The organism is Micromonospora sp. NPDC047756 (genome assembly GCF_055587245.1).
Genome location: NZ_JBVJGQ010000010.1, coordinates 107669 through 133085, shown reverse-complemented (window position 1 = coordinate 133085; position 25417 = coordinate 107669). Strand labels below are relative to the sequence as shown.

Sequence of the window (25417 nt, the reverse complement as noted above, 5' to 3'; positions counted from 1 at the left end):
GTACGGGGGGGGGGGGGGGGGGGGGGGGGGGGGGGGGGGGGGGGGGGGGGGGGGGCGGGCGGGGGGGGGGGGGGGGGGGGGGGGGGGGGGGGGGGCCGGGCCCCGGCCCCCGCGGGCGCCCCTCCCGGGGTTACCTGGTTAGGGCAGGACCCACTTCTGGTTGGCTGCGTTGAGGCAGGTCCAGAGGTGTACGGGGGTGCTGTCGGCGGAGTTGTTGCCGGAGACGTCGAGGCACTTGCCCGACGACGGGTTGCGCAGGGTGCCGTCGGACGCCGCCGCCCAGTTCTGCGCCCCGCTGCCGTTGCAGGTCCAGAGCTGGATCTTGGTGCCGTTGGCGGTGCCGCTGCCGTTGACGTCCAGGCACTTGCCGAGCGCCCTGATCGTCGAGTTCGGCGTCACGGTCCAGGTCTGCGAGGCGCTGCCGTTGCAGGTGTAGAGCTGGATCTGGGTGCCGTCGGCGGTGCCGCCGTTGCGCACGTCCAGACACTTGCTGGCCAGACCCTTGATCGGGCCCACCCCGGTGCTGCTCGTGCCCTTGACCAGGGTGAAGTCGTCCAGGTCGAAGAGCCCCGTGCCGCTACCGGTGAAGGTGAGGTAGAGGTTCTGGGTGCTGGACGGCACGTTGGACAGCGTGGTGGTGACGTTGGCGTAGGTGTCCCAGCTACCGGTGTTGGGCACCGCCACCGAGCCGAGCACCGGGCCGGTGGCCGAGCCGGTGCGCACCTGGATGGTGCCGCCCGCGCCGCCGGAGACGACCCGGGCGGTGAACGAGGTGACCCCGGCCAGGTTGACGCCGTTGTACGCGGCCCAGTCACCCGGCTCGATGTAGCCGAGGGTCTGCCCACCGTTCGCGCCCGCCTTGGTGAACGCGGAGACCCCGTTGGCGGAGCTGAACGCCTCGGCCTGGATCGTGGTGTTGCCGGTCGGCGGCGGGGTGCCGCCCAGCTCCTTGATCCGGATGTTGCGGAAGTAGGCGTCGTCACCGGTGCCGTGGTTCTGGATGCCGATGTGGCCGGCCAGCGACCGTACCGGGTTGGTGTTGGTGAAGTCGTTGATCTTCACCCCGTTGAGGAAGACCTGTAGCCGTTCCCCCTCGACCAGCAGCTCGTACGTGTTCCACTCCCCCGGCGCGTTGAGCGCCGCGTCGCGGGCGGCGATGTCGGCGGACTTGAAGGTGTAGACCGCCCCGGTGGTGCGGTCCGCCGCGTCGGTGGCGTCGATCTGGACCTCGTAGCCGTTGTCGATCGCCGACCAGGGGTCACTCGACGGCGGGAAACCGATGAAGATGCCGGAGTTGTCGTCCCCGGCGAGCTTCCAGTCCATCTTCAGCGAGTAGTTGGTGAACTGCTTCGCGTTGTACCAGAACAGCCCCATGCCGCCGACCGAGGTCAGGGTGGCGTCGGTGTTGGTGAAGCTGCCCGGGCCGGCCTGTGACCAACCGGCCGTCGAGCCGTTGTAGAGCGGGGTGTAGCCGGTCTCGGGCCGGCAGTCGGCCTTGCTCCGGCCGGAGGCGTACCGGATGCCGCCGAGCAGGTGGTTGCGGAACCCCGCCTCGGCGTACGACGCCTGGGTGTGCCCCGCGCCGGTGTAGAAGGACCGACCACCGTTGTAGCTCTTGCACCAGCTCAGCGGGTGGTCGGCACCCATTCCGCCACCGGAGTACGACGACTCGTCGAGCGTGGCGAGCACGTGCGCGGTCGACCGGGGGTTGGTCCGGTAGTTGTACCACTCGTCGGTGCGGGTCCAGGTCTGCGGCAGGTGGCCGGTCGCCGCGTGGCCCCGGTCCTCCACCTTGATGTTGGCCTGCTGGATCGCCGGGTGCGAGTTGAACAACGCGCCCACCAGGTTGCCGTAGAACGGCCAGTCGTACTCGGTGTCGGCCGCGGCGTGCACACCCACGTATCCGCGGCCCGAGCCGATGTACGACTCGAAGGCGGTCTGCTGGCTGGCGTTGAGCACGTCGCCGGTGGTGTTGAGGAAGACGACGGCCTCGTACTGGTTGAGGTTGCTGGTGGTGAACGCGGCGGCGTCCTCGGTCGCGGTGACCGTGAAGTTGTTCGCCGCGCCCAGGTCCCGGATGGTCTGGATGCCGACCGGGATCGCGTCGTGCCGGAAACCGGCGGTCTTGGAGAAGACCAGCACGTCGTACGGGGCGTCGGCGGCGCTGGCCGGGGTGGCCGGGGTGGTGCAGGCGATGACGGCGAGTGCGGCCATGGCCGCACCGAGGACGGGTCGCAGACGTCTGCGCATATCGCTCTCCTAACTGCGGTTAGGAGGGGCCCCTCGCCTCACACTAGGCGTGCCGAGGGGCCCCCACCTGTCAGCTCAGGGCAGGATCCACTTTTGGTTGGCGGCACCGCTGACGCAGGTCCAGAGGTGGACCGCGGTGCTGTCGGCGGAGTTGTTGCCGGAGACGTCGAGGCACTTGCCGGACGCCGGGCTACGCAGGGTGCCGTCGGCCTGGGCCACCCAGTTCTGCGCGGCGGTCCCGTTGCAGGTGTAGAGCTGGATCTTCGTGCCGTCGGCGGTGCCGGCAGCCGCGACGTCCAGACACTTGCCCAACGACTTGATTGTCGAGTTCGGCGTCACGGCCCAGGTCTGCGCCGCGCTGCCGTTGCAGGTGTAGATCTGGATCTGCGTGCCGTCGGCGGTGGCGGCGTTGCGCACGTCCAGGCACTTGCCGGCAAGACCCTTGATCGGCCCGGCCCCACCGGCCGGGGGCGTCCCGGTGACGAAGGTGAAGGCGTCCAGGTCGTAGAGCGCCCCGGTGCCCGACCCGGCGAAGGTCAGGTAGAGCGTGGTCGTGCCGGTGGGCGGGTTGCTGATCGTCCCGGTGACGGTGGTGAAGATTTCCCAGCCGCCGGTCACCGGGACCGTGGCCGAGCCGAGCACGGTGCCGGTGGCCGAGCCGGCCCGCACCTGGAGGGTGCCGCCGGCGCCCGCCGAGGAGACCCGGGCGTTGAACGAGGTCACGTTGCCCAGCCGGTACGGCTGGAACGCGATCCAGTCGCCGTTGTTGATGTCGCCGACGGTCTTGCCACCCTCGGCCGGGGTCTTGCTGAACACGTTGATCCCCGACGAGGTGCCGTAGAACTCGGCCTGGCGGTGCCGCGGCGGCAACGTGTGTTGGGTGTGCGTGGTCAGCCCACCGGCGTCGGTGTACTCGGCGTCGAAGATCGCGAAGATGTTCGCCGCGTCGTCGTGCTCACCGTCGACCGGGATGGTGATCGAGCCGGAGCAGCCGGTCTTCGAGGTGATCTGGTGCCCGTGCTGGTCGTGGCCGAGCACGTAGGTCATCTTGACCTTCGTGCAGTCGATGGTGCCGTCCTCCGGGTCGGTCACCGTGATGCTGTACGGCACCGTGTCCCCGAAGCCGAACAGCTGACCGTTGCCCGGGTTGTTGATCGTGACGGTGGGCGCGGTGTTGCCGACGCTGATCTGCACGCTGCTGCTGCCGGTGGCGCCCTGCGGGTCCCGCACGGTCAGCGTGGCGGTGTAGGTGCCGTTGGCGCTGTAGGTCTTCGTCGGGTTCGCGGCGGTCGAGGTGGTGCCGTCACCGAACGCCCAGGCGTAGGTCAACGTGCCGCCCTCGGGGTCGGACGAGCCGGCCGAGGAGAAGGTCACAGCGAGCGGGGCCGCGCCGGAGGTGCGGTTGGCGCTGGCCTTCGCGGTGGGCGCCCGGTTACCGCCGCCGACGTAGTCGAAGCGGTAGAGCGCGGAGTTGGCGTCACCGTTGAAGTAACCGGTGCCGTAGTCGAGGACGTAGTAGGCGCCGTCCGGGCCGAACGCCGAGTCCATCACCTGCTTGCCGACCCAGGGGAAGGTGTCGATGGTGCCCCGGGAGCCGTCGGAGTTGACGTGGATCGGCTTGATCCAGCCCCGGCCGAACTCGGTGGCGAAGAACTGCCCGTCGAACGACTGCGGGAACTTGGTGGTGGAGGTCGACGAGGCGTTGTACCGGTAGACCGGCCCGCCCATCGGCGACTCGGAGCCGCCGCCGAACTCGGTCGGGGTGCCGGCGTCACCGGCGTACCGGATCCAGGCCGGCTGGGCCGGCGGCAGGGTGGTCAGGCCGGTGTTGCGGAACGAGTTGTTGGTCGGCCCGCCGGTGCAGTTGTACTTCGCGCCGCTGGCGCTGGTCGCGAAGTCGAACTCGTTGTACGTCTCGGTGCTGGTGTTGGTGCCGGTGCAGTACGGCCAGCCGTAGTTGCCCGGTGCCGCGACCCGGTTGAACTCCACCTGCCCGGACGGTCCGCGGGTGGAGCTGGTGGAGCCGGCGTCCGGCCCGTAGTCACCGACGTAGACCACGCCGGTGGCTTTGTCCACGCTGATCCGGAACGGGTTGCGGAACCCCATCGCGTAGATCTCCGGCCGGGTCCTGGCGGTGCCGGGGGCGAAGAGGTTGCCCGACGGGATGGAGTACGTGCCGTTGGCGTTCACCTTGATCCGCAGGATCTTGCCGCGCAGGTCGTTGGTGTTGCCGGCGCTGCGCTGCGCGTCGTACGCGGGGTTGCGGTTGGTCCGCTCGTCCAGGGGCGAGTAGCCGGACGACTCGAACGGGTTCGTGTCGTCGCCGGTGGACAGGTAGAGGTTGCCGGCGGCGTCGAAGTCGATGTCACCGCCGACGTGGCAGCACACGCCCCGGCTGGCCGGGACGTCGAGCACGTCGACCTTGCTGGACTGGTTGAGCGTGAAGTCCGAGTTGAGGGTGAACCGGGAGAGCCGGTTGACGCCGTCGAAGGCCGAGAAGTCGGTGCCGGTGGCCGGCGCGTCGCCGCCGGGGGTGGAGAGCGGCGGGGCGTAGTAGAGGTAGATCTGGCGGTTGCTGGCGAAGCCCGGGTCGATCCCGACGCCCTGCAACCCCTCCTCGTCGTGCGTGTAGACCGAGACGGTGCCGATCACCGAGGTGGTGCCGTTGGCGTCGGTACGGCGCAGGGTGCCGTTGCGGGCGGTGTGCAGGACCGAGCGGTCCGGCAGCACCGCCAGCGACATCGGCTCACCCATGTCGGTCACGCCGCGAGCCAACTCGACCTGCTGGAAGTCGCTGGCGACGATCGTGTGTGCCTGGGCGGGGGCCGAGCCGGCGGCGACGGTGACGGTGCCGGCGGCGACCGCCAGCAGCAGCGCGGATCCGGCGGAGAACCATCGTCGGGACCGTTGTCGGGGAGCGTCTTTCATTGACATCTGTGCTGTCCCTTCCTGACGTGTGACTGCCAGGCCGGGCGCGCGCCGTCGCGCCGGATGCCGTAGCGGTGGTGAGGGGTCGATGGGTTACCGCGCCGCCGGTTCACCCTGACGAAACATGTTCGTGTTGGTCACGACACTAAGTCGCACGTGTCGATGTGTCCATACCTTCCGGCAGTTCAGCATCAACTTTTGTCGATTTGATCGAAAGTCGCCCGTCAGGCGCGTCGGTCGATCGCCTGCCCGGCCAGCGCAACCAGGGCCGCGCGGGCCTCGTCGGCCACCACGGCGTTGCGCAGGGCGGCGAGCGCCGCCTCGGTCCGGACCCGGATCATCTGCTCGATCCGCTCCCGCGCGCCGGTCGCCTCGATGATCTCGCGCAGTTCCGCCGCGCCCTCGGCGTCCAACGCCGGGTTGCCGAACAGCTCCCGCAACCGGACGGTCTGCGGCCGGTCGGCGGCGCTGCGGGCCAGCGCCATCATGACCGTGGGCTTGCCCTCACGCAGGTCGTCCAGGACCGACTTGCCGGTCACCGCCGGGTCACCGAAGACGCCCAGGACGTCGTCGCGGAGCTGGAACGCGTCACCCAGCGGGTCACCGAACTCACCCAACGCGGCGATCAGCTCCGGCCCCGCGCCGGCCAGGGCCGCACCGATCTGCAACGGCCGGGTGACCGTGTACCGGGCTGCCTTCATCCGGATCACGGTGAGCGCGCTGGCCACCGAGCCGTCGCCCACCCCGGAGACCAGGTCCAGGTACTCCCCCGCGATCACCTCGGTACGCATCAGCGCGAACACGCCGTACCCCCGGTGCACCTGCTCGGTGCTCAGACCGCACTCGTGGAACATCTGATCCGACCAGGCCGCGCAGAGGTCCCCGCAGAGCAGCGCGGTGTTGCGGCCGTACGCCTCGGGGTCACCGCGCCACGACGAGCGGGCGTGCAGGTCGGCGAAGAGCCGGTGCACCGACGGCTCACCCCGGCGGCGGTCGCTGCCGTCCAGGATGTCGTCGTGGATCAGCGCGAACGCGTGGAACAGCTCCAGGGCCGCCGCGGCCACCACGATCGGGGTGCCGTCGGGCGCTCCCGCGCCGCGCCAACCCCAGTAGCAGAAGAGCGGCCGTAACCGCTTGCCACCGGCCAGCACGAACCGTTGCAGCGCGGTGAACACGCCCCGCGGCGCCCCGTCCGGCCAGTCCGGGCCCTGCCGGCTGAGGAAACCGGCCAACTCCGCGTCGAAGCGTGCCCGCAGTTCACTGGCGTCGGTAGGCGCGACGGTGACCGTCATGTCCGCTCCCCCGAGCCGCTCGCACCGTCGACGCCTAATCCGGCCAGCTCCAGCAGCAGCGCCTTGACCTCGGTCGCCGCGATCTTGTCCCGGGCCGCGGTCGGGTCGGAGCAGAGCAGCACCGGGCCGTCCGCCGGGTCGTCCGGCAGCCGCCCGTGCGAGCCCCGCACCGCTTGCGCACCGGCGTCGAGGCCGACAGCGCTCATCAGGTACCGCATGCCGAGCTTCTTGCGGGCCAGGGCGACCCCGGCCCGAGCCTTCGCAGCACCGGGGTTGGCCGGGTCGAAGAACAACTCCGCCGGGTCGTAGCCGGGCTTGCGGTGGATCTCCACCAGCCGGGCGAAGTCCGGTGCGTTGGCGTCGTCCAGCCAGTAGTAGTAGGTAAACCAGGCGTCCGGCTCGGCCACCAGCACCAGCTCACCGGCGCGCGGATGGTCGAGCCCGTGCGCGGCCTTGCCCTCGGCGTCGAGCACCTCGGCCACCCCGGGCAGGCCGGCGCAGAGCTTCGCCACCGCCGGCACGTCGGCCGGATCCTTGACGTAGACGTGCGCGATCTGGTGGTCGGCGACGGCGAACGCCTTCGACGTCCAGGGGTCGAGGTACTCCATGCCCGCCTGGGTGTGCACCCGCAACAGGCCCTCGGCGCGCAGCAACCGGTTGACGTCCACCGGCCGGGACACGTCGGTGATGCCGTACTCGGACAGCACCACCACTGTGGCGTCCCGGGCCCGGGCGGCGTCCAGCAGCGGGCCGAGCACCGCGTCCAGCTCGGCTGCCGCCGCGGCCGCCTGGGCCGACGAGGGGCCGAAACGTTGCAGGTCGTAGTCCAGGTGCGGGACGTAGACCAGGGTCAGGTCGGGTGACACGTCGGCGAGGATCTGCTCGGCCGCCTCGCAGATCCACTTCGACGACGGCAACCCGGCGGTCGGCCCCCAGTAGGTGAACAGCGGGAAGGTGCCCAGCCGCCCGGTGAGCGCGTCGTGCAGCTCCGGCGGGTCGGTGTAGCAGTCCGGTTCCTTGCGCCCGTCGGCGTAGTAGACCGGGCGTGGCGTCACCGTCCAGTTGACGTCGGCGCCCATGGCGTACCACCAGCAGACGTTGGCCACCGTGTAGCCGGGCTCGGCCCGGCGGGCGGCCTGCCAGAGCTTGTCCCCGCCGACCAGCGCGTTGTGCTGCCGCCACAGCAACACCTCGCCCAGCTCCCGGAAATACCACCCGTTGCCGACGATCCCGTGCTCGCTGGGCTGTTCGCCGGTGAGGAAGGTGGACTGCACCGAGCAGGTCACGGCGGGCAGCACGGTGCCCAGCTCGGCCCGGAAGCCGCCGTCGGCCACCCCGCGCAGTCGAGGCATGTGGGCCAGTAGTCGGGGTGTCAACCCCACCACGTCGAGGACCACCAGTCGCCGGCTCATCGCGTCACTCCCATGCTCACGGTTCGCTCTGCGGTCAGGCCGAGGCCGACCAGTTCGTCCCGGGCGAAGGCCAGCTCCGCGGCGATGCCGGCGGCCAGCTCTCCGTCGGTGCCGGGCCGTCGTGCGGCCGGCAGCACCCCCCAGGTGTACGTCTCGACGTCGAGGTGGTCGCAGCCGGCGGTCGGGCCGTCGAAGAGCGCTCTCAGGGCTGCGCGGAGCACCGGCAGGGTCGAGCCGAGCGGCTCCTCGGGTGGGGCGTGCAGCGGCACGTGGTAGTGCACCCGCCACGGCCCGGGCAGCGCCCGGTCCAACGCCTCGTCCAGGTCGTCGGCCGCGTACGTCGGCTCGGCCGGGTCGGCCAGACCGGCGCAACCGGCGCCCCGGGTCTGGTGCAGGAAGCGCGGCTCCACCCAGCGGCGCAACGCCTCGGCGTCGCGGGCCGGGTCGGCGGCCTCGACGGCGGCCGACACCTGCACCTTCACCACCGGCAGTCCGGCCGCCCGCAGTCGGTCCAGCGCCTCGGCCGGCTCCTCCCAGGCGCAGGCCAGGTGGGCGAGGTCGACGCAGACACCCAGCCGTTCGGTGTCCATCCCGGACAGCAGCGCGGCCGCCTGACCGGTGCTCTCCACCACGCAGCCGGGCTCGGGCTCGAAGGCGACGCGCACCTCACGGCCGGTGTCGCGCTGCACGTCGGCCAGGCCGGCGGCGAGCTGGTCCAGTCGGCGTCGGGCCGCGTCCGCCCGATCGGTGTCCCACGGTTGACGCCAGGCCAGCGGCAGCGTGGAGATCGAACCCCGGGCGGCGTCGTCGGGCAGCAGGTCGGCGAGGACCCGGGCCAGGTCCAGGGTGTAGGTCAGGCGCTGCTCGGTGGTCCAGTCCGGGTGGTACACGTCCTGCTTGACCACCGGGGCCTGGAAGGCCGCGTACGGGAAGCCGTTGAGGGTGACCACCTCCAGGCCACGCGCGTCCAGCTCGGTGCGCAACCGGCGGCGTAGCGTCTGGTCGGCGGCCAGCTCGGCGGCGACCGGGGCGGCCAGCCACAGGCCGAGCCCGAGCAGGTCGCTGCCGAGCGCCTCGCGGACCGGCACCGCGTAGGTGTCCAGTTGACCGAGGATCCCGGCGAGGTCCTCGGCCGGGTGCACGTTGGTGCAGTAGCCCAGGTGGACGGTCTCACCGCCGGCATGTCGCAGCCGCATCAGCTGCCCCCCCGCAGGATCGAGTTGCCGGTCTGCGGGTCGACGGCGGCGGCGGCGTCCAGGTCGCTGAGGTCGAGTCGCCCCGACTGCCCGTAGAACTCCACCGGGTTTCGCCACAGCACCTTGTCGACGTCGTCGTCGCTGAAGCCGGCGGCGAGCATCGCCTCGCCGGTGGCTCGGGTCAGCAGCGGATCGGAGCGCCCCCAGTCGGCTGCCGAGTTGACCAGCATCCGTTCCGTGCCGTACTCCCGCAGCAACTCCACCATCCGCTGCGGCGTCATCTTGGTGTCCGGGTAGATGGAGAAACCCAGCCAGCAGCCACTGTCGCGGACCAGCTTCACCGTCACCTCGTTGAGGTGGTCGACGACCACCCGCCCCGCCTCGATGCCGGACTCGGCGACCACGGCGAGCGTCCGCTCACAGCCGCGCGCCTTGTCCCGGTGCGGGGTGTGCACCAGCGCCGGCAGCTCGTACGCCACCGCGAGGGCGAGCTGCGCCGCGAACGCCTCGTCCTCCTCGGGCGTCATCGAGTCGTACCCGATCTCGCCGACCGCCACCACCGCGTCCTTGTCCAGGTAGCGGGGCAGCAGGTCGAGGACCGGCCGGCAGCGCGGGTCGTTGGCCTCCTTGGGGTTCAACGCGATGGTGGCGAAGTGGCGCACCCCGAACTGCGCGGCCCGGAACGGCTCCCAGCCGATCAGCGAGTCGAAGTAGTCGGTGAACGAGGCGGCGCTGGTGCGCGGCTGACCCAGCCAGAACGCCGGCTCCACCAGCGCGCGCACTCCGGCGGCGGCCATCCGTTCGTAGTCGTCGGTGGTGCGTGAGGTCATGTGGATGTGGGGGTCGAAGATGCGCATTCACGCCTCCCGGGGCAGTGCGGCGGTGAGCCGGTCGAGCAGGTCGGTGGCGTCGGCGGGCAGGTCACGGCCGGCGGCGTGTCGTTCCGCGGCCAGCGCGGCGAGCATGGCGGTCAGCTCGCTGTCGGCCCGGGAGTCCAGGTCGGCCACCCCGGCCAGGGGTACGCCGCTGAACACGCACTTGAGCACCGCCTGCCGCCAGGCGGCCTGGTCGAGGTGCCGGGCGTAGGGGCCGAGCGCGGCGGCGACCAACCGGGTGTCGTTGGTCCGGATCGCGTCGTGCAGCAACGGGACCGCGTCGGCGCCGATCGGCAGCAGCGGCAGGGCGCGCAGCACTGCTCGTCGTTCGGCCGCGTCACCGTGCTGGTAGAGGCGCTCGGCGTACGCCGCGTGCTCGCCGGGCAGGCTGGTGAGCAGCAGCACCCGGGCCGCGTCGTCGGCGGTCCAGCCGGGGGCGTCGGGCAGCGCGGCCCGCCCGCAGCGGCGGCCGACGGCGGGAAAGAGCCGGGTGATCGCGGTGGGCTCGGTGGTGACCCGGCGCAGCGCCGTGTCCAGCCAGTCGGGATCGGGTACGCCTCCCAGCGCGGCCCGCAGTGAATCCGGTGTCATCCCGTCTCCTCCCCATGTTGCTACGCAGGCACTCCAGGAACGTCTGCCGGCAGTTCGTCCTTCGTGCGGCCGGCCAGTGCGGCGGCCCGCAGGAACTCGATCGACCGGCCGGCCACCGCCGGTGCGGCGTGCGAGTCCCGGGGCAGCTCCACGGCGACCAGGCCGCGGTAGCCGGCGTCGCGCAGCGCGGCCAGCACCGGCGGAAAGTCGATCTCGCCGACGCCGAACTCCAGGTGCTCGTGCACGCCCCGGCGCATGTCGTCGATCTGCACGTTGACCAGGTGGTCAGCCACCTCGGCGACGCACTGCGGCACCGGCCAGGGCTCCAGGCACCGACAGTGACCGATGTCGAGGGTGATGCCGAAGCGGGCCGGGTTGTCCAGTGCGGCGTGCAGCCGACGCCAGTCGGCGATGTCCTGCACCAGCATGCCCGGCTCCGGTTCGAAGCCGAGGGTGACCTCCGCGGTGTCGGCCGCGTCGACCACTGTGGCGCAGCCGGCCACCAGCCGGTCCCAGGCGCACTGCGGTGACACCGACTCGGGTCGGACACCGGCCCAGAACGAGACCGCCTCCGCGCCCAGGTCGGCGCCGATCCGCACGGCCCGGCGCAGGAACTCGATCCGCCGGGTCGGGTCGTCGTGCAGCAACGTCGGGGCGTGCTTCTGCCACGGGTCGAGCAGATAGCGGGCGCCGGTCTCGATGACCACCGCCAGGCCCAGCGACTCCAACCGTCGACCGACAGCGGCGACCCGGCGGGTGAGCCCGGGCGCGAACGGGTCCAGGTGGTCATGGTCCAGGGTGAGCGCCACCCCGTCGTAGCCGAGGTCGGCGATGACGGCGAGCGCGTCGTCGAGGCGGTGGTTGGCGAACCCGTTGGTGCCGTACCCGAGGCGCAGCGTGGTGGCGTCGGCGGCCGGCGCACCGGGCCGTGGCTCGGGAACGCTCATGTCGGGGAGACCTTCCGGGCCAGCCGTCGACCCAGCGGCGCGGCCGCCGCGACGGCCACCCCGAGCAGACCTGCGCCACCGCGTGCGGTGAGCGCTCCCTGGAGGGCCGGCAGCCCGGTGATCCCGGCGCCGACGGCCGCGCGGACCCGCCCGGCCGACGGGTCCCGCACAACCTCGGCCTGGGCCGCGCCGTAGCGGGCGGCGTACCACCCGGCCAGCACCGCGGGCAGCAGCGCCGCGATCGTGGCCGACCGGCTCCGCCCGGCGCGCCCGCCGGTCTCGTCGACGGTCTCGGCCCGGTCGGTGGCCCCGGCGGGCTTCGCGGTTCGCCGGGCTGCGTGCCGGGCGCCCGGCACGGCGACGACGGCACTGGTGGCGACCAACGCGGTGCCGGCGAGAGTGCGCATCGGCAGGGTGGCGTCGGCGCCGGTGACCTCGCGGCGGGACAGCGCGGTGACCGTCCAGGTGTGCGCGGCGACGGTGGCTGCCGCCGGCAACGCCCGGCTCATCCGGCCACCGGACGCGCCGAGCAGCACGTCCAGCCCGCGGCAGGCGGCCATCACGGCCGGGCCCGCCGCGGTGTTCTTGGCCAGCAGGTCGTACCCCCAGATGGTGGCGGCCAGCGGCACGGCGAGCGCGGCGGCGCGGCGGCCGCCCGCGGCGGCGGCCAGGCCCACGCCGGCGGCCGTGAGGCCCGCCGCGAGACCGACCGCGGCGGCCGGCGTGACCCGCCCGCTCGGGATCGGCCGCTCGGGCCGTTCCTCGGCGTCCAGACCCCGGTCGGACCAGTCGTTGGCGGCCATGCCGGCCCAGTAGAGCAGCACCGACGCGCCGGCCAGGGCGGGGGTACGCGGGCTCAGCGCGCCCGCCGCCGCGGCCCCGGCGATCACGTCGCCGGGCACCGAGAGCGCGGCCGGCGCCCGGACCAGCTCGGCGAGATCAGCCAACGTTGTCATGATCACCGTCGCTCCCGTCGTGCAGTTGCCGGGTGAAGGCGGTCAGCCGGGCCCACTGCTCGCCCAGTGAGTGGGTGGGCGTGCCCAACGGGTCCTTGAAGAAGAAGCCCAGGTCGGCCAGCGGCCCCACCTGCCCGGCGGCGTGCGCGGCGGCGGTGAGTCGGGCCAGGTCGAGGACCAGCGGCGCGGCCAGCGCCGAGTCGCAACCGTGCCAGGTGAACTCCATCCGCATGCCGGTGCCGAGGAATCCGCTGAAGGTGATCAGATCCCAGGCGGTCTTGAAGTCGCCCAGCTCCTCGACGTACTCGATGCGGGTGCCGCCCTGCGGGACGTAGCCCAGCGTCTCGCCGAGCACCCGCTGCTTGCTCTGCACCTTCGCCGCGTTCGCGGCCGGGTCGGCGAGGGTCGCGCCGTCGCCACCGCCGAGCAGGTTGACCCCGGACCAGGAGCCCACCGCCAGGTTGCGCATCGCGAACATCGGCGCGAGTACCGACTTGACCAGGGTCTCCCCGGTCTTGCCGTCGTGCCCGGCGTACGGCAGTCGGGCCTCCTCGGCCAGCGCGGCCAGCGCCGGCAGCCGCAGCCCGGTGGACGGGGTGAAGTCGACGTACGGGCAGCCGGCGAGGACCGCGGCGTACGCGTAGAGAGAGCTGACCGGCAGCACCTCGTCCGGACCGTCGAGGGCGGCGCGGAGCGCGGCCGGGTCGGCGTGCGCGGGGTGTGGTTGGGGAGCCGGCTCGGTGGCGGAGACGTTGACCACCACCACCCGGTCCAGCTCGTGCCGCTCGCGGAAGCTGGTCAGGTCGCGGACCACGGCTTCGGCCCGCTCGGCCTGGGTGTCGCCGACCGGTGCGGGGCGCAGCTCCTGCTCGACCACGCCCAGCTCGTCGCGGAGCGCGGCGACCAGCCGCCAGGGGATGACACCGGCGTCCGCGAGGGCCTCGGCGCGCTTGCACAGCGGGGTGGTGGCCAGGTCGTGTCCGCCGAAGACCAGGTCGGTGAAGGCCGGCAGGGCCGGGCCGCGCAGCTCGGGAAGCTCGGTGACGCAGCCGGTGGGCCCGGCCAGGCCGGCCCGCAGCGCGAGCCCCCCGACGATGCTGGTGGTCGCGACGGAACCGCGCGCTCCTACCAGCCAGACACCTGTTCGCATGGTGCTCCTTCCCCATTTCCGAGGAACCGTCGGTACCGCTAAATATAGGAATATCAGAATATGTTTCGGAAAGATACGGCCCGGTTTCGGAAAAGTTTCGGGCCGGGTGGAGTGGGCCCCGTCCGCTCGCCCCGCACCGGAACAGCACCGGCTTCCGACGTCGGCGTCGGCGGCGACGACGCCGGACCGGATCCCGGGTGGTGCGAGCAGACGGGGCTGGTAGGCAGGGTCGGGTCGGCGTCTCGACCCTGCCTCCCCCGCATCCGGCCGGTCGGGGCACTGGTGTGCCCCGGCCGGGCGTCTCAGGCCGCCGCGCCCACCGGAACACCGACCGAACCACTACCCGCCGGGAATCGGCGAGCGGATGCGGTAGGGGCGGGGGCGGCGGCGGGCGGTGTCATTCAGGTCCTCCGGAGGTCACCGGTGGTGGCGGTCCTCCGGTGCGGCCGGGGAATCCCGGTCCGGTCGCACCGGACGACCGTCCTGCTCGTGCGCCACCGGGCCGTGGGGCCCGGCTGCACGCTCTCCGAAGCCGACCTCTGTCCCGGCCACGGGGCGCAATCCGTGGCTGGTCCCTCGCCGGTCGGCTCCGGAAAGCCGGTCGGGCGATGGCGGTGCGGACACCGCCGTCGCGGATGGTCGATGGTCAGACAGCCGCCGCGGTCAGCGTCGGTTCCACCTCGGCCCACGAGGAGCCGAGCTCCGCCGACCGGGCCACCGCGTCCAGCACCAGCTGGACCTGCAACGCGTCGGCGAAGGAGGGAGTCGGGTCGACACCGGTGGCGACCGCCTCGATGAAATCGCGCATCTCGTGCGTGAACGAGTGCTCGTAGCCGATGATGTGGCCCGGGGGCCACCACGCCGACATGTACGGGTGCTCGCCCTCGGTCACCAGGATGCGGTTGAAGCCCTGCTCCACGGCCGGACGGGTCGCGTCGTAGAACTCCAGCTCGTTGAGCCGCTCCAGGTCGAAGACCACACTGCCCAGCGAACCGTTGATCTCGACGCGCAGCGCGTTCTTCCGGCCGGTCGCGAAGCGACTCGCCTCGTACGTGGCCAGGGCGCCACCGTCGAGTCGCGCCACGAAGACCGCGGCGTCGTCGACGGTGACCGTCCCGGTGGGCGCCGCGTGGCCGTCCACCGAGGCCGCCAGACCGCTCGACTCGGCGGGCAACGGCCGCTCCTTGACGAACGTCTCGGTGACCGCGCTGACGCCGCTGATCCGCTGACCCGTGACGAACTGGGTCAGGTCGATGATGTGCGCACCGATGTCACCGAGCGCGCCGGAGCCCGCCCTGTCCTTCTGCAACCGCCAGACCAGCGGGAACTGCGGGTCCACGATCCAGTCCTGCAGGTACGTGGCACGGACGTGTCGAATCACCCCGAGCCGTCCGTCGGCGACCAACTGGCGCATCATCGTGACCGCGGGGACCCGGCGGTAGTTGAACCCGCACATCGACCGCACTCCGGCGGCCCGGGCGACGTCCGCCGCAGCGGTCATCGCCCGTGCCTCCTCCACCGAGTTGGCCAACGGCTTCTCGCACAGGACGTGCTTGCCTGCGGCCAATGCGGCGAGAGCGATCTCGGCGTGACTGTCGCCCGGTGTGCAGATGTCGACGACGTCGATGTCATCCCGGTTGATCAGGTCACGCCAGTCGGTGGTGTACGCGTCCCAGCCGAGTGTGTCGGCGGCGTCCGCCACCTTCGCTGTGTCTCGGCCGCAGATCAACGCCATCCGGGCCCGCGTCGGCAGGTCGAACACGCGGTTCACGGTGCGCCACGCCTGTGAGTGCGCGGCGCCCATGAACGCGTAGCCGACCATGCCGACCCGCAGTTCTTTGTCTGTCGTGGACAAGGTGGGTCTCCCCCCGGTATGTCAGAACCCGAGCTTGTCGTAGCTGCTCGCGTTCTCCTTGGTGATCGTCTCCGAGGCCAGGGTCACTTCCTTGGGCACCTGCAGCTCCGTCAGGTCGCCCAGGCCCCGACCCTGCGCGATGAGCCGCGCGAGCGAGACCGCCGAGGAGGCCATCGACGGGTTGTAGGTGACAGTGGCCTTCAGCACGGTGTTGTCGGCCTTGATCGCGTCGATCGCGAGCTTGGAGCCCGCGCCGCCGACCATGAAGAACTCCGACCGGTTGGCCTGCTTGATGGCCGCGAGCACACCGATGCCCTGGTCGTCGTCGTGGTTCCAGATGGCGTCGATCTTCGGCAGCGCCTGGAGCAGCTGCGAGGCCTCACGCTGGCCGCTGTCCGAGGTGAACTCGGCCGAGCGACGGTTGCGCACCGTGAACCCGTAGGTCGCGAGGGCGGCCTTGAAGCCTTCGCTGCGCTCGACGGTCAGCGGGATCTCCAGGCCGGCGATCTCACCGATGACCGGGTTGGCGACGCCCTTGTCCTTGAGCATCTTGCCGATGAAGTGACCGGCCGACACGCCCATGCCGTAGTTGTCGCCCTTGATGACCAGCCGCGAGGCCAGCGCGTCGGGGAACGCCCGGTCGAGGTTCACGATCGGGATGCCCGCCTGCATGGCCTGGAGGGCAACGGCGTTGACCTCCTTGCCGTCGTGCGGCAGCACGACGATGATGTCCGGCTTCTGGGCGATCAGGGTGCCGAGCGTGGAGCGCTGGGCCTCGGAGTTCGACCCACCGTCGACCTCCTTGAACTCCACGTCCGAGTAGGCCGCGGCCTGGGCCTTGGCGTTGGCGTGGATCGCGCCCATCCAGCCGTGGTCGGCGGCCGGGGCGGAGAAGCCGATGACGACCTTCTTGCCCGGGGCGTTGTTGCCCTCACTGTTTCCGGCGGCCTTGGTCTGGGTGCTGGCGGCCGGGGTCTCGTTGCTGGTGCAGGCAGTGAGGAGGGTGGCAGCGCCCACTGCGGCTCCACCGAAGAGCAACCGGCGGCGCGACAGGTCGCGACTGTGCTGGGTCATGAATGACCTCCTGGGAGCGGGATGTGACTTATCGAGGGTGTGCGAGGCCCGGCCACCGTCGAAGGTTCTCGACGTCGCCAGGACAACGGTGCGGTGCGTCAGGTTGCGGTGGTGACCCTGTTCCGCGCGAGGAGCCGAGTGACGGACTTGAACTGGAACTGCTGGACCAGGACGGCGGCGACGATGATGCCGCCCTTGACCATGTTCTGCGCCTCGATGGAGAGGCCGTTGATGGCGAAGAGGTTCGTGATGGTGGCGAAGATGATGACGCCGAGCAGCGAGCCGACGATCGTGCCCCGGCCGCCGCTGAGCAGCGTCCCACCGATGATCGCCGCGGCGATCGCGTCCAACTCGTACAGGTTGGCCATCGCCGCCTGCGCCGAGGTCGCCTGCGAGGTGAGCATGATGGCGGCGATACCACAGCACAGACCGGAGAGCGCGTAGAGCAGCATGGTGTGCCGCCGGACGTTGATACCGGCCAGCCGGGCCGCCTCCGGGTTACCGCCGACGGCGATGGTCCGCCGGCCGAAGGTCGTGCGGTTGAGCACCACCCAGCCGGCCAGCACCACCGCGCCGAGGATGTAGACCAGGATCGGGATACCGATGATCTTGCGCGCGGCGATGTCGTTGATGAAGGTGCTGCTCGACACCTGGGTCTGCTTGTTGGAGATGGAGGCCGCGAGCCCTCGCGCGGCCACCAGCATCGCGAGCGTCGCGATGAAGGGAACCAGCCGGCCGTACGAGATGAGCACACCGTTGACGAGGCCGACGCAGACGCCGACCGCGAGGGCGGTGAAGATCATGCCGGCGGCGCCGTAGCTCTGGGTGGCCACTGTGGTGCACCAGACCCCGGCGAGCGCGACGATCGCGCCGACCGACAGGTCGATGCCACCGCCGATGATCACGAAGGTCATGCCGACCGTGACCACGCCGACGACCGAGGCCAACTGGAGGATGGCCAGGACGTTGTTCCAGACCCAGTTCGGGTCGCCGTACAGGTCGGGCTTGGTGACCGCGCCGACCACGATGAGCGCGGCCAGCACCCCGATCAGGCCGAGGTTGCGCTTGGCGCCGTCGCCACCGTCACCCCGCCACCAGGAGAGCTTGCCCCCGGATCCTGCTTTGTCGCTGGCCACCGCCGTCTCCGCCGGATCCACCGGAGGCGACTGCGCCGGAAGCTGCGGGCGCTCCGGTGTCGCGGTGGGAGTGGGAGTCGCGTCGCTCATGCCGGTGCGCCTTCCATCAAGGACCCCGCCATCACGAGGTCAAGCACAGTGTTCTCGTCGAGTTCGCCGGCCGCGGCTTCGCGGACGACCCGCCCTTCCCGCATCACCAGCACCCGGTCGGCCAGACCCAGCACCTCGGGCACCTCGCTGGAGACCAGCAGCACCCCCACGCCCTGAGCGGCCAATTCCCGGATGACCTGGTAGAGCTCGGCCCGGGCGCCCACGTCCACGCCTCGGGTCGGCTCGTCGAGAAGCAGCAACTTGGTGCCGCCGAGCAGCCAACGCCCGACCACCACCTTCTGCTGGTTACCGCCGGACAGCGTTCGTACCGGCCGGTCGACGTCCCGGGGCCGCAGCTCCAGGGTCTCCGCGATCCGGTCCGCCTCGGCACGTTCCTTGGCGGCGTTGGTGAAGCCGAGGCGCGCGTACCGGCCGAAGGTGGCCAGCGTGACGTTGCGGTAGATCGGCTCGCCGAGCAGCAGCGCCTGACTCTTGCGCTCCTCCGGGGCCATTCCCATCCCGGCGCGAACCGCGGCGCCGACGCCGGGCCGCAGGACCTTCCCGTCCATCTGCACCGTGCCGGCCTCCGGCAGGCGGGCACCGTAGATCGTCTCCAGCAGTTCGGAACGACCGGAGCCGACCAGACCCGCGATGCCCACGATCTCCCCGGCACGCACGTTCAGCGACACGTCGGCGAACTCGCCAGTGCGGGTCAACCCCTGCACCTGGAGCAGGTCGGCGCCGGCGGGGTCGTCGGCCGGCCGGTCCGGGAAGACGTACTCGATGGTGCGGCCGGTCATCCGGCTCACCAGGTCGCGGGTCGGGGTGTCGCGCGCCGGCAGGTTCGCCGCCGTGGTGCGCCCGTCCTTGAGCACCGTGACCCGGTCGCCGATCTCGCGGATCTCCTCCATGCGGTGGGAGATGTAGATGACGGCGATGCCCTGCGCGGTCAGCTCCCGGATGATCCGGAACAGGTTGCCGACCTCGTCGTGGGCGAGCACCGCGCTCGGCTCGTCCATGATGATCAGTCGGGCCTCGTGCGACAGCGCCCGCGCCATGCTGACGATCTGCTTGCCGGCCGCCGGCAGGGAGCGGACCATCCGATTCGGCGGGATCTCACCGTGGCCGAGCCGGCTGAGGATCTGGCGGGTGTGCCGGGCCATCCGGCCGCGCCGGACGAAACCGAAGCTGCGGTACTCGTGCCCGAGGAACGCGTTCTCCGCCACCGACAGATCCTCGACGAGGTCGAGCTCCTGGTAGATCGTGGCGATGCCCGCCTTCATGGCGGCCTGCGGGTTGGCGAACGTGGCCGGCTCGCCGCGCCACTCCACCAGCCCGGAATCCGGTTGGTGGACCCCGGCCAACACCTTGATGAGGGTGGACTTGCCGGCGCCGTTCTGCCCGAGCAGGCAGTGCACCTCGCCGGCACGCACCTCCAGCTGCACGCCGTCGAGCGCGCGTACGCCGGGGAAGGTCTTCACCAGATCGGTGAGGCGCAGGACCACCTCGCCCGCGACGGTGTCGGCGGGAGCCTCGACCAGCGGCGCCTCGGCGACGGCCTCGGCCGACGCGGTGGCGGGGTCATCCTCGGGCAGAGCCACAGTCTCCTCCTCGCTCACGACGGAATCTCGAACAGCTTCATGCGGCTTCCCCGAAGGCGACGTCGCTCGCCAGCACCGCCGCGCCGGTGACGCCGGCACGGCTGCCCAACTCGGACAGGACGACGGGAAGGTTGCCGGTGGCCAGCGGCAGTGAGCGCCGGTAGACCACACTGCGTATCTCGGCCAGCAGGATGTGGCCCAACTGGGCCAGCCCGCCACCGATCACGATCATCGACGGGTTGGTGAAGCTGACCAGACCGGCGAGCACTCCGCCGACCCGCCGTCCGCCGTCCCGGATCAGCTGGATGCAGGTCACGTCGCCCTCGACGGCGCCCTCGGCGACGTCCAGCGCGGTGACGACACCGCGCAGCGCCAGCCGCTCGGCCAGCGCCGGTGACGTCCCACTGCGGGCGGCGGCTGCGGCGTCCTTGGCCAGCGCGGCACCGCTGAACAGCGCCTCCAGGCAACCGACGTTGCCGCAGGAGCACATCGGGCCGTGCGAGTCGACCTGGATGTGGCCGATGTCGCCGGCACAGCCGTCGGTGCCCCGGTAGACCTCGCCGGTGAGGTAGATGCCGCACCCGATGCCGGTGCCGATCTTCACGAAGAGGAAGTCGTCCACCGAGTGGGCGACCCCACCGTGCCGTTCGCCGATCGCCATGATGTTGACGTCGTTGTCGACCACCGCCGGGCAACCGTGCTCCCGGCTGAGCAGCTCACGCACCGGGAACCGGTCCCAGCCCGGCATGATCGGTGGGGAAACCGGCACGCCGTCGCGGAAGCTGACCGGGCCGGGCACGCCGACGCCGACGGCGTCCAGTCGCTCGTACGCGCCGTCGACCCGGGCCTTGTGCAGCAGTTCGTTGACCCGTTGCAGGGTCACCTTCGGGCCGTTGCGAATGTCGGCCGCCTCGGCGTAGTGGGCCACCGGTTCGAGGCGGCCGTTGACCACCTCGACGTCCATCGAACTGGCGCCGAGGTCGACGGCGGCGAAGCGCAGCTTCGGGTTCAGCTCGACCAGAGTCGAGCGACGCCCGCCTCGGGATGCGGCCAGCCCGGCCTCGGCCACGTAACCCAACGCCACCAGACGATCCAGCTCGGCCAGCATGCGCGGTCGGGGCATCTGGAGCCGGTCGCCCAGCTCGGCCCGGGAGACAGCGCCCTCATCGCGGAGCAGCCGTAACAGGCGCACGTGCAGGGGGTCGACGGTGCGCACCCGGGCCCCCTCTTCATTGGCAGCGTTCACATCGACGCAATGTCGGTGTGTTGTGTCCGACACAGTAGGAGCGGTCGGATCGCCTGTCCAGAGCTTCGGCTGTTCCGACGCTAACTTTTGCTCAAACGGACAGAAGTTTCGGTCGCGCTTGCGACGGGATGGATCGGTTTCGCTGCGCACCCCGCCGCACCGACGCCCGCCGAGCGGGTGCGGCGAGCGCCGAGAAGCCCCGACCGCGCCGCCGCGCCGCCGCGCCGCCGGGCTCCGGGAGTGCCCGACCGGCGAGCGCGAATCTCCATCGATGGCCATCGGTACGTCGGCACCGACGCGCTCAAGCAGCGATTACGCGACCGAGGCGGGTGCCCGCGACACGCCAAATCAACGACTGCGACGTCGCCATAATTGGAAGGGACGTTGACAGTCGTCTACATGGTCGTTAACGTTCCTCAGCATCGACAGCTACGGGGCGAGTCGCGCACCGCAATTCTCCAATCGCGATGACCTTCCGTTCTTTCGTGCCCGAATACCCCGACGGGAAGGACCCCAATGAAACGACCGACGCGCTTTATCGCGGCCATGTCCGCAGTAGCGTTCGTCGCGCTGTTCTCACCATCGGCAGCCCAGGCGGCACCGTCCTCGACCAGCTCTGACGTGGGCATTGCCGCTGCGGCACCCGTCCGGCAGGCTGCTTCCAGCACTGCCGAGGGCGACTTCGGCACCCTCGGAAACTGCACCGCGGGGATTTTCTGCGGCGAGGTGAAGAACCGCCTCGGCCGATCCATCAAACTTTCGGGCAACTGGCCGACCAACAGCAAGACGATGTGGCTTCCAGCCGGCCAGGGCAGCGCATCCGATTCGAGGTACTACTACGAATTCCGGGACACTGACGGTTTCCAGGTGCCGAGCGGATACATTTACTACGACAGCGTGGGTAACAAGTATTACCCCGGCTGGCACAAGGTGAACGACCTCCAGGTGGTCACGCTCAACGGCTGGTGCCTCACCACCGCCTGTAGCTGACGCTCAACTCCTGACAATGGTCGTCAGTGGCTGTCGGACCCGTGATGGGTCCGACAGCCACTGACGCGTCGCCTCAACCGGCCGCACCGCGCTGGTTGCGCTTCTTCTTGAGCTTGCGGTCGTCGCGCAGCTCCACGTACGGCTCGTCGTCCACCGAGTGGCCGGCCGCGATGGCCCGGCCACGCTCCAACTCCGCGTCGAACTCCGCCCCGAGCAGGATCGCGATGTTGCTCAGCCAGAGCCAGACCAGGAAGACGATCACCCCAGCGAGGGTCCCGTACGTCTTGTCGTACGAACCGAAGTTGCTCACGTAGAAGGCGAACAGGCCGGAGATCACCAACCAGATCACCACGGCCAGCACTCCGCCCGGACTGACCCAGCGGAAGCCTCCGTGCCGCGCGTTCGGTGAGGCCCAGTAGAGAATCGCGAACATCAGACTGACCAGGATCAGCAGCACCGGCCACTTGGCGATGTCCCAGACCGCGACCGCCGTCGAGCCGAGCCCGATCACGTCGCCCACCGCCTCGGCGAGGCGGCCGGTGAAGACCACGATCACCGCGCAGACCAGCAGCAGCACGCCGATCACCGCTGTCACGCCGGCCCGGATGGGCAGCGTCTTCCAGATCGGCCGGCCCTCCGGCACGTCGTAGATGGTGTTGGACGCGCGCATGAACGCGCCGACGTAACCGGACGCGGACCAGAACGCGGCCAACAGACCGATGATCGCCGCGATGCTGGCCAGGCCGCCGTTCTTGTCCGCGACGCCGATCGCGTCCGTGATGATCTGCTGAATGCTGTCGTTCGGCACCGCCTGGTTGACGGTGTCCTTGACGCCTTCGGTGGCGCTCTCGCCGAGCAGACCGAGGATCGAGATCAGCACCAGCAGGCCGGGGAAGATCGACAGCACCCCGTAATAGGTGAGCGCAGCCGCCCAGTCGGTCAGGCTGTCGTCCTGGAATTCGGTGATCGTCCGCCGCAGCGCCGCCTTCCAGCCGCTGCCGGGCAGGTCGGTCGGGCTGTCCGGCCCCGCGTCGGGCCCGACCGGTGTGGTGGCGGGATCACGGTCACGCTCCCGCTGGGCGGAAGACTCGTTCGAGGCCATCGCCCCTCCTCTTCGTCGGCGGTGTCACCTCCGGCTCTTCGTCGGCGGTGTCACCTCCGGACATGCCCCGTCGACGGGCGCGGATAACCCCTACCTGTAGAGCAACCTCGCCATCCGGCGCGAGGCCACCAGCAGGCCGAACGCCATCATCGCCAGCAGGTAGAGCACGTCGAGCAGCCAGACCCAGCCACCGCTGCCCAGCGTGACCCCCCGGATCAGGTGCACCGACCGGTACAGCGGGGTGACCTCGACGAGCCAGTGCAGCAGCGGCGGATAGGCCTGCGCCGGTACGAAGGTGCCGGAGAAGAGGAAGAGCGTGAACTGCGCGGAGGCCATCAGGTCGAAATCCTGCCAACTGCGCATGAAGGTGGAGATCGTCATGCCGAGTGCCCCGAACGCGAAACCGACAAGCACCGCCGCCGGGAGAGCGGTCAACGCCCGGGTGACGCTGGTCAGGTCCAGCGCGACCATCACCCCGAGGAACGCGGCCGAGTAGGCGCTGCCCCGCAGCATCGCCCACGCCAACTCGCCCACGGCGATCTCGAACGGCCGTACCGGGGTGGCGATCATCCCGTCGTACAGCTTCATGTATTTCATCTTGCCGAAGAAGTTGAAGGTCGTTTCCGAGAGCGCCCCGGTCATCGCCGAGGAGGCGAGCATCGCCGGAGCCACGAACGCGGCGTACGCGACCAGCCGCCCGTCGGGCAGCGGCAGATCGCCGACCAGCGCACCGACGCCCACCCCGATGGAGAGCAGGTAGAGCAGCGGCTCCACGAAGCCGGAGAGCAACAGCAGCCAGTAGGCCGGCTTCAACGCCGCGACGTTGCGCCCAACCACCGACGCCGACCGCCGGGACGCGGCGGAGACGTCGACCAGGCGGGGCAGGATCAGCGTGACCACGACACCCTCTCTGCTTGCTGTCGGGAAGACGAGCCGCTGCTCAGACGACGAGCTTGCGACGGAACGCGCGCACCGCCAGCAACCAGCCGGCGACCGCCCAGGCGGCCAGGTAGAGCAGGTGCCCCACGACCGACCACTGTGGGGCTACGCCGAGCGTGGCCGCGCGGCACAGGTCGACGGCGTGCCACAGCGGCGTCGCGTACGCCAGCCAGCGCAGCGGGTCGGGCAACGACTCGACCGGGAAGAACACCCCGGCGAAGAGCGTCATCGGGATGACCGCGAACCGGAACAGCATCGCCAGCCAGTTGTCGCCCGACACCGACGCGGAGTACGCGAAGGTCGGCGCGGCGACGGCCAGCGCGAGCAGGGCGACCACCGGCAGGGTGGCCACCGCCCACGGCGACCGCAACGCCCCGAACAGGCCGGTGACCAGCAGGAACGCCACAATCGTGGTGAGCACCCGGAACAGCACGAAGGCCAGGTGCCCGGCCACGATGTCACCCACCCGCAGCGGCGACGCGCCCTGCGCGAAGTAGGTCCTGACCCACTGGAAGTTACTGAACACCGGCCAGGTCGAGTCACCGACCGTCACCTGGAGCGCGGTCGAGGCGATCAGCCCGGGGACCAACCAGTCGAGGTAACGCACCCCGCCGACGCCCTGGTCGATGTAGGCGCCGACGCCCAGCCCGAACCCGACGACGGTCAGCAGCGGCAGCAGGAACGACGAGAACACCCCGGCCCGCCAGGTGCGCCGCAGACCCACCAGGTAGTGCTCGAACACCGCATACGCCGGCACCCAGGGAAACCGCGCCGACCCCGTCGCACTCACCCGATCACCCCGCCCACCGCGCCGACCACCACGACCTGTCTACCCAACGGGTACGACAGACCGCCGGTCACCCTACGACGACCCCGCCGACGTGTCGCCCGGGTTTCGCCGCGTCCCCCTGGGCCCCGCTCGTTGATCGACCCGGTTGTTGATCGACTCGGTTTTCAGGAAGCCGCGGTGTCAGAGCCGCCCCAACACCCCGACTTCCTGGAGAGCGGGGTGGGTTCGTGATCACCGCACCAACTAGCGGCGGACGGCGTCGGACCCGACGAACGCGCGCCACGTGTCGGGCGCGAAGACCAGCACGGGGCCGGTCGGGTCCTTGGAGTCCCGGACGGCCACCACCCCAGGCAGGTTGCCGGCAACCTCTACACAGTTGCCGCCATCTGGGCCACTACGAATGCTCTTGCGCCACCGGGCACCGGTTAAATCCATGTCTCCGCCACTTCCGCCATGAGATCGAGAGATTGCCCGTGCGATAGTGCCTCACCGCGGATCGACTCCCATACCTCGACCATCTGACGGACGTAGTCGGCCCGGTCGATGACCTGCCCGTGACGCTGTCCAGCGAGGTAGACAAGGTCCTCCCCCTGCGACGAGCTTGCGATCACGAAAGGCCCTCCGAGGCCAGCGTAAGCACCGGCGGGAGTCGGCACTACCTGGATCCGGACCCTCGGGAACGCCGTGCCAACCTTCACGAGGTGCTGAATCTGCTCGCGCATGACGTCCGGCCCACCAACACATCGGCGCAGCACGTGCTCGTCGATCACGGCAGTGAGCAGCGGAGGCCGGTCTCGGGTGAGCAGTCTCTGACGGTCCAGCCGGGTTGCCACCTGCTGCTCGACTTCGTCCGCCGCGAACAAGCCGCCGCCGGCCAGTAGCGCGCGGGCGTACCCCTCGGTTTGCAAGAGGCCCGGCACGCACAGCGGCTCGAACGAGCGCAGCGCTGTGGTTTCCTGCTCGATGCCGGCCAGTCGCGGAACCACGGCACCACCGC

21 protein-coding genes are annotated in these 25417 nt (G+C 70.7%); 1 reads left to right on the top strand and 20 read right to left on the bottom strand.

Annotation, left to right across the window (positions count from 1 at the left end):
* Positions 1–138 precede the first annotated feature (138 nt).
* The 15 genes from ACZ6NZ_RS29970 to ACZ6NZ_RS29900 form a co-directional block, all read right to left on the bottom strand.
* Positions 139–2250, bottom strand: coding sequence for a ThuA domain-containing protein (locus ACZ6NZ_RS29970; protein ID WP_465861220.1), 2112 nt, complete (start codon positions 2248–2250; stop codon positions 139–141).
* Positions 2251–2325: 75 nt separating this feature from the next.
* The gene (locus tag ACZ6NZ_RS29965; protein WP_465861219.1) at positions 2326–5184 is read right to left on the bottom strand and encodes a PQQ-dependent sugar dehydrogenase; all 2859 of its coding nucleotides are present in this window, start codon (positions 5182–5184) and stop codon (positions 2326–2328) included.
* 218 nt (positions 5185–5402) lie between these two features.
* On the bottom strand, positions 5403–6470 hold the full coding sequence (locus ACZ6NZ_RS29960) for a polyprenyl synthetase family protein (protein ID WP_366612032.1): 1068 nt from the start codon (positions 6468–6470) through the stop codon (positions 5403–5405).
* Entirely contained in the window at positions 6467–7882 is a 1416-nt protein-coding gene (locus tag ACZ6NZ_RS29955) for an alkaline phosphatase family protein (protein ID WP_465861218.1), read from the bottom strand. The genes ACZ6NZ_RS29960 and ACZ6NZ_RS29955 overlap by 4 nt, the downstream gene beginning before the upstream one ends.
* Positions 7879–9078, bottom strand: coding sequence for a metabolite traffic protein EboE (eboE, locus tag ACZ6NZ_RS29950; RefSeq protein ID WP_465861217.1), 1200 nt, complete (start codon positions 9076–9078; stop codon positions 7879–7881). The genes ACZ6NZ_RS29955 and eboE overlap by 4 nt, the downstream gene beginning before the upstream one ends.
* Entirely contained in the window at positions 9078–9935 is an 858-nt protein-coding gene (locus tag ACZ6NZ_RS29945) for a TatD family hydrolase (RefSeq protein WP_366612027.1), read from the bottom strand. Before ACZ6NZ_RS29945 ends, eboE begins: the two co-directional genes overlap by 1 nt.
* On the bottom strand, positions 9936–10544 hold the full coding sequence (locus ACZ6NZ_RS29940) for an EboA domain-containing protein (RefSeq protein ID WP_355009792.1): 609 nt from the start codon (positions 10542–10544) through the stop codon (positions 9936–9938).
* A 20-nt stretch (positions 10545–10564) separates the two neighbouring features.
* Positions 10565–11491 (bottom strand): sugar phosphate isomerase/epimerase family protein, encoded by a 927-nt coding sequence (locus ACZ6NZ_RS29935; protein WP_465861216.1) that lies wholly within the window; start codon positions 11489–11491, stop codon positions 10565–10567.
* Positions 11488–12447, bottom strand: coding sequence for an SCO3242 family prenyltransferase (locus ACZ6NZ_RS29930; protein WP_465861215.1), 960 nt, complete (start codon positions 12445–12447; stop codon positions 11488–11490). The genes ACZ6NZ_RS29935 and ACZ6NZ_RS29930 overlap by 4 nt, the downstream gene beginning before the upstream one ends.
* The gene (locus ACZ6NZ_RS29925; protein ID WP_465861214.1) at positions 12431–13597 is read right to left on the bottom strand and encodes an inositol-3-phosphate synthase; all 1167 of its coding nucleotides are present in this window, start codon (positions 13595–13597) and stop codon (positions 12431–12433) included. Before ACZ6NZ_RS29925 ends, ACZ6NZ_RS29930 begins: the two co-directional genes overlap by 17 nt.
* A gap of 646 nt (positions 13598–14243) precedes the next feature.
* On the bottom strand, positions 14244–15419 hold the full coding sequence (locus tag ACZ6NZ_RS29920) for a Gfo/Idh/MocA family protein (RefSeq protein ID WP_465861357.1): 1176 nt from the start codon (positions 15417–15419) through the stop codon (positions 14244–14246).
* Positions 15420–15473: 54 nt separating this feature from the next.
* Positions 15474–16526: a substrate-binding domain-containing protein gene (locus tag ACZ6NZ_RS29915; protein ID WP_366612018.1), complete on the bottom strand. Its 1053-nt coding sequence runs from the start codon at positions 16524–16526 to the stop codon at positions 15474–15476.
* 98 nt (positions 16527–16624) lie between these two features.
* The gene (locus ACZ6NZ_RS29910) at positions 16625–17752 is read right to left on the bottom strand and encodes an ABC transporter permease (protein ID WP_366612017.1); all 1128 of its coding nucleotides are present in this window, start codon (positions 17750–17752) and stop codon (positions 16625–16627) included.
* Entirely contained in the window at positions 17749–19257 is a 1509-nt protein-coding gene (locus tag ACZ6NZ_RS29905; RefSeq protein WP_366612039.1) for a sugar ABC transporter ATP-binding protein, read from the bottom strand. Before ACZ6NZ_RS29905 ends, ACZ6NZ_RS29910 begins: the two co-directional genes overlap by 4 nt.
* 133 nt (positions 19258–19390) lie before the next feature.
* On the bottom strand, positions 19391–20569 hold the full coding sequence (locus ACZ6NZ_RS29900) for an ROK family protein (RefSeq protein ID WP_465861213.1): 1179 nt from the start codon (positions 20567–20569) through the stop codon (positions 19391–19393).
* 546 nt (positions 20570–21115) lie between these two features.
* On the opposite strand from ACZ6NZ_RS29900, the gene ACZ6NZ_RS29895 reads away from it, so the two are divergent.
* Complete coding sequence (locus ACZ6NZ_RS29895; RefSeq protein ID WP_366612015.1) at positions 21116–21589, top strand: hypothetical protein; 474 nt, start codon at positions 21116–21118, stop codon at positions 21587–21589.
* Positions 21590–21662: 73 nt separating this feature from the next.
* On the opposite strand, the gene ACZ6NZ_RS29890 is transcribed toward ACZ6NZ_RS29895, so the two are convergent.
* The 5 genes from ACZ6NZ_RS29890 to ACZ6NZ_RS29870 all read right to left on the bottom strand — a co-directional run bounded on the left by ACZ6NZ_RS29890 (position 21663) and on the right by ACZ6NZ_RS29870 (position 25406).
* The gene (locus ACZ6NZ_RS29890; RefSeq protein WP_366612013.1) at positions 21663–22691 is read right to left on the bottom strand and encodes a YihY/virulence factor BrkB family protein; all 1029 of its coding nucleotides are present in this window, start codon (positions 22689–22691) and stop codon (positions 21663–21665) included.
* 90 nt (positions 22692–22781) lie between these two features.
* The gene (locus tag ACZ6NZ_RS29885) at positions 22782–23591 is read right to left on the bottom strand and encodes an ABC transporter permease (protein WP_366612011.1); all 810 of its coding nucleotides are present in this window, start codon (positions 23589–23591) and stop codon (positions 22782–22784) included.
* A gap of 40 nt (positions 23592–23631) precedes the next feature.
* Positions 23632–24420, bottom strand: coding sequence for an ABC transporter permease (locus tag ACZ6NZ_RS29880; protein WP_465861212.1), 789 nt, complete (start codon positions 24418–24420; stop codon positions 23632–23634).
* A gap of 243 nt (positions 24421–24663) precedes the next feature.
* Positions 24664–24855, bottom strand: a complete 192-nt coding sequence (locus ACZ6NZ_RS29875; protein WP_366612008.1) for a DUF397 domain-containing protein — start codon at positions 24853–24855, stop codon at positions 24664–24666.
* Complete coding sequence (locus tag ACZ6NZ_RS29870) at positions 24846–25406, bottom strand: DUF5753 domain-containing protein (protein ID WP_465861211.1); 561 nt, start codon at positions 25404–25406, stop codon at positions 24846–24848. Before ACZ6NZ_RS29870 ends, ACZ6NZ_RS29875 begins: the two co-directional genes overlap by 10 nt.
* Positions 25407–25417: the final 11 nt, after the last annotated feature.

What these genes read in the sequence shown, in the direction of transcription:
- ACZ6NZ_RS29970 (WP_465861220.1), bottom strand. Translation starts at nt 2,250, where the DNA reads ATGCGCAGACGTCTGCGACCCGTCCTCGGTGCGGCCATGGCCGCACTC.
- ACZ6NZ_RS29965 (WP_465861219.1), bottom strand. Translation starts at nt 5,184, where the DNA reads ATGTCAATGAAAGACGCTCCCCGACAACGGTCCCGACGATGGTTCTCC.
- ACZ6NZ_RS29960 (WP_366612032.1), bottom strand. Translation starts at nt 6,470, where the DNA reads ATGACGGTCACCGTCGCGCCTACCGACGCCAGTGAACTGCGGGCACGC.
- ACZ6NZ_RS29955 (WP_465861218.1), bottom strand. Translation starts at nt 7,882, where the DNA reads ATGAGCCGGCGACTGGTGGTCCTCGACGTGGTGGGGTTGACACCCCGA.
- eboE (WP_465861217.1), bottom strand. Translation starts at nt 9,078, where the DNA reads ATGCGGCTGCGACATGCCGGCGGTGAGACCGTCCACCTGGGCTACTGC.
- ACZ6NZ_RS29945 (WP_366612027.1), bottom strand. Translation starts at nt 9,935, where the DNA reads ATGCGCATCTTCGACCCCCACATCCACATGACCTCACGCACCACCGAC.
- ACZ6NZ_RS29940 (WP_355009792.1), bottom strand. Translation starts at nt 10,544, where the DNA reads ATGACACCGGATTCACTGCGGGCCGCGCTGGGAGGCGTACCCGATCCC.
- ACZ6NZ_RS29935 (WP_465861216.1), bottom strand. Translation starts at nt 11,491, where the DNA reads ATGAGCGTTCCCGAGCCACGGCCCGGTGCGCCGGCCGCCGACGCCACC.
- ACZ6NZ_RS29930 (WP_465861215.1), bottom strand. Translation starts at nt 12,447, where the DNA reads ATGACAACGTTGGCTGATCTCGCCGAGCTGGTCCGGGCGCCGGCCGCG.
- ACZ6NZ_RS29925 (WP_465861214.1), bottom strand. Translation starts at nt 13,597, where the DNA reads ATGCGAACAGGTGTCTGGCTGGTAGGAGCGCGCGGTTCCGTCGCGACC.
- ACZ6NZ_RS29920 (WP_465861357.1), bottom strand. Translation starts at nt 15,419, where the DNA reads ATGGTCGGCTACGCGTTCATGGGCGCCGCGCACTCACAGGCGTGGCGC.
- ACZ6NZ_RS29915 (WP_366612018.1), bottom strand. Translation starts at nt 16,526, where the DNA reads ATGACCCAGCACAGTCGCGACCTGTCGCGCCGCCGGTTGCTCTTCGGT.
- ACZ6NZ_RS29910 (WP_366612017.1), bottom strand. Translation starts at nt 17,752, where the DNA reads ATGAGCGACGCGACTCCCACTCCCACCGCGACACCGGAGCGCCCGCAG.
- ACZ6NZ_RS29895 (WP_366612015.1), top strand. Translation starts at nt 21,116, where the DNA reads ATGAAACGACCGACGCGCTTTATCGCGGCCATGTCCGCAGTAGCGTTC.
- ACZ6NZ_RS29890 (WP_366612013.1), bottom strand. Translation starts at nt 22,691, where the DNA reads ATGGCCTCGAACGAGTCTTCCGCCCAGCGGGAGCGTGACCGTGATCCC.
- ACZ6NZ_RS29875 (WP_366612008.1), bottom strand. Translation starts at nt 24,855, where the DNA reads ATGGATTTAACCGGTGCCCGGTGGCGCAAGAGCATTCGTAGTGGCCCA.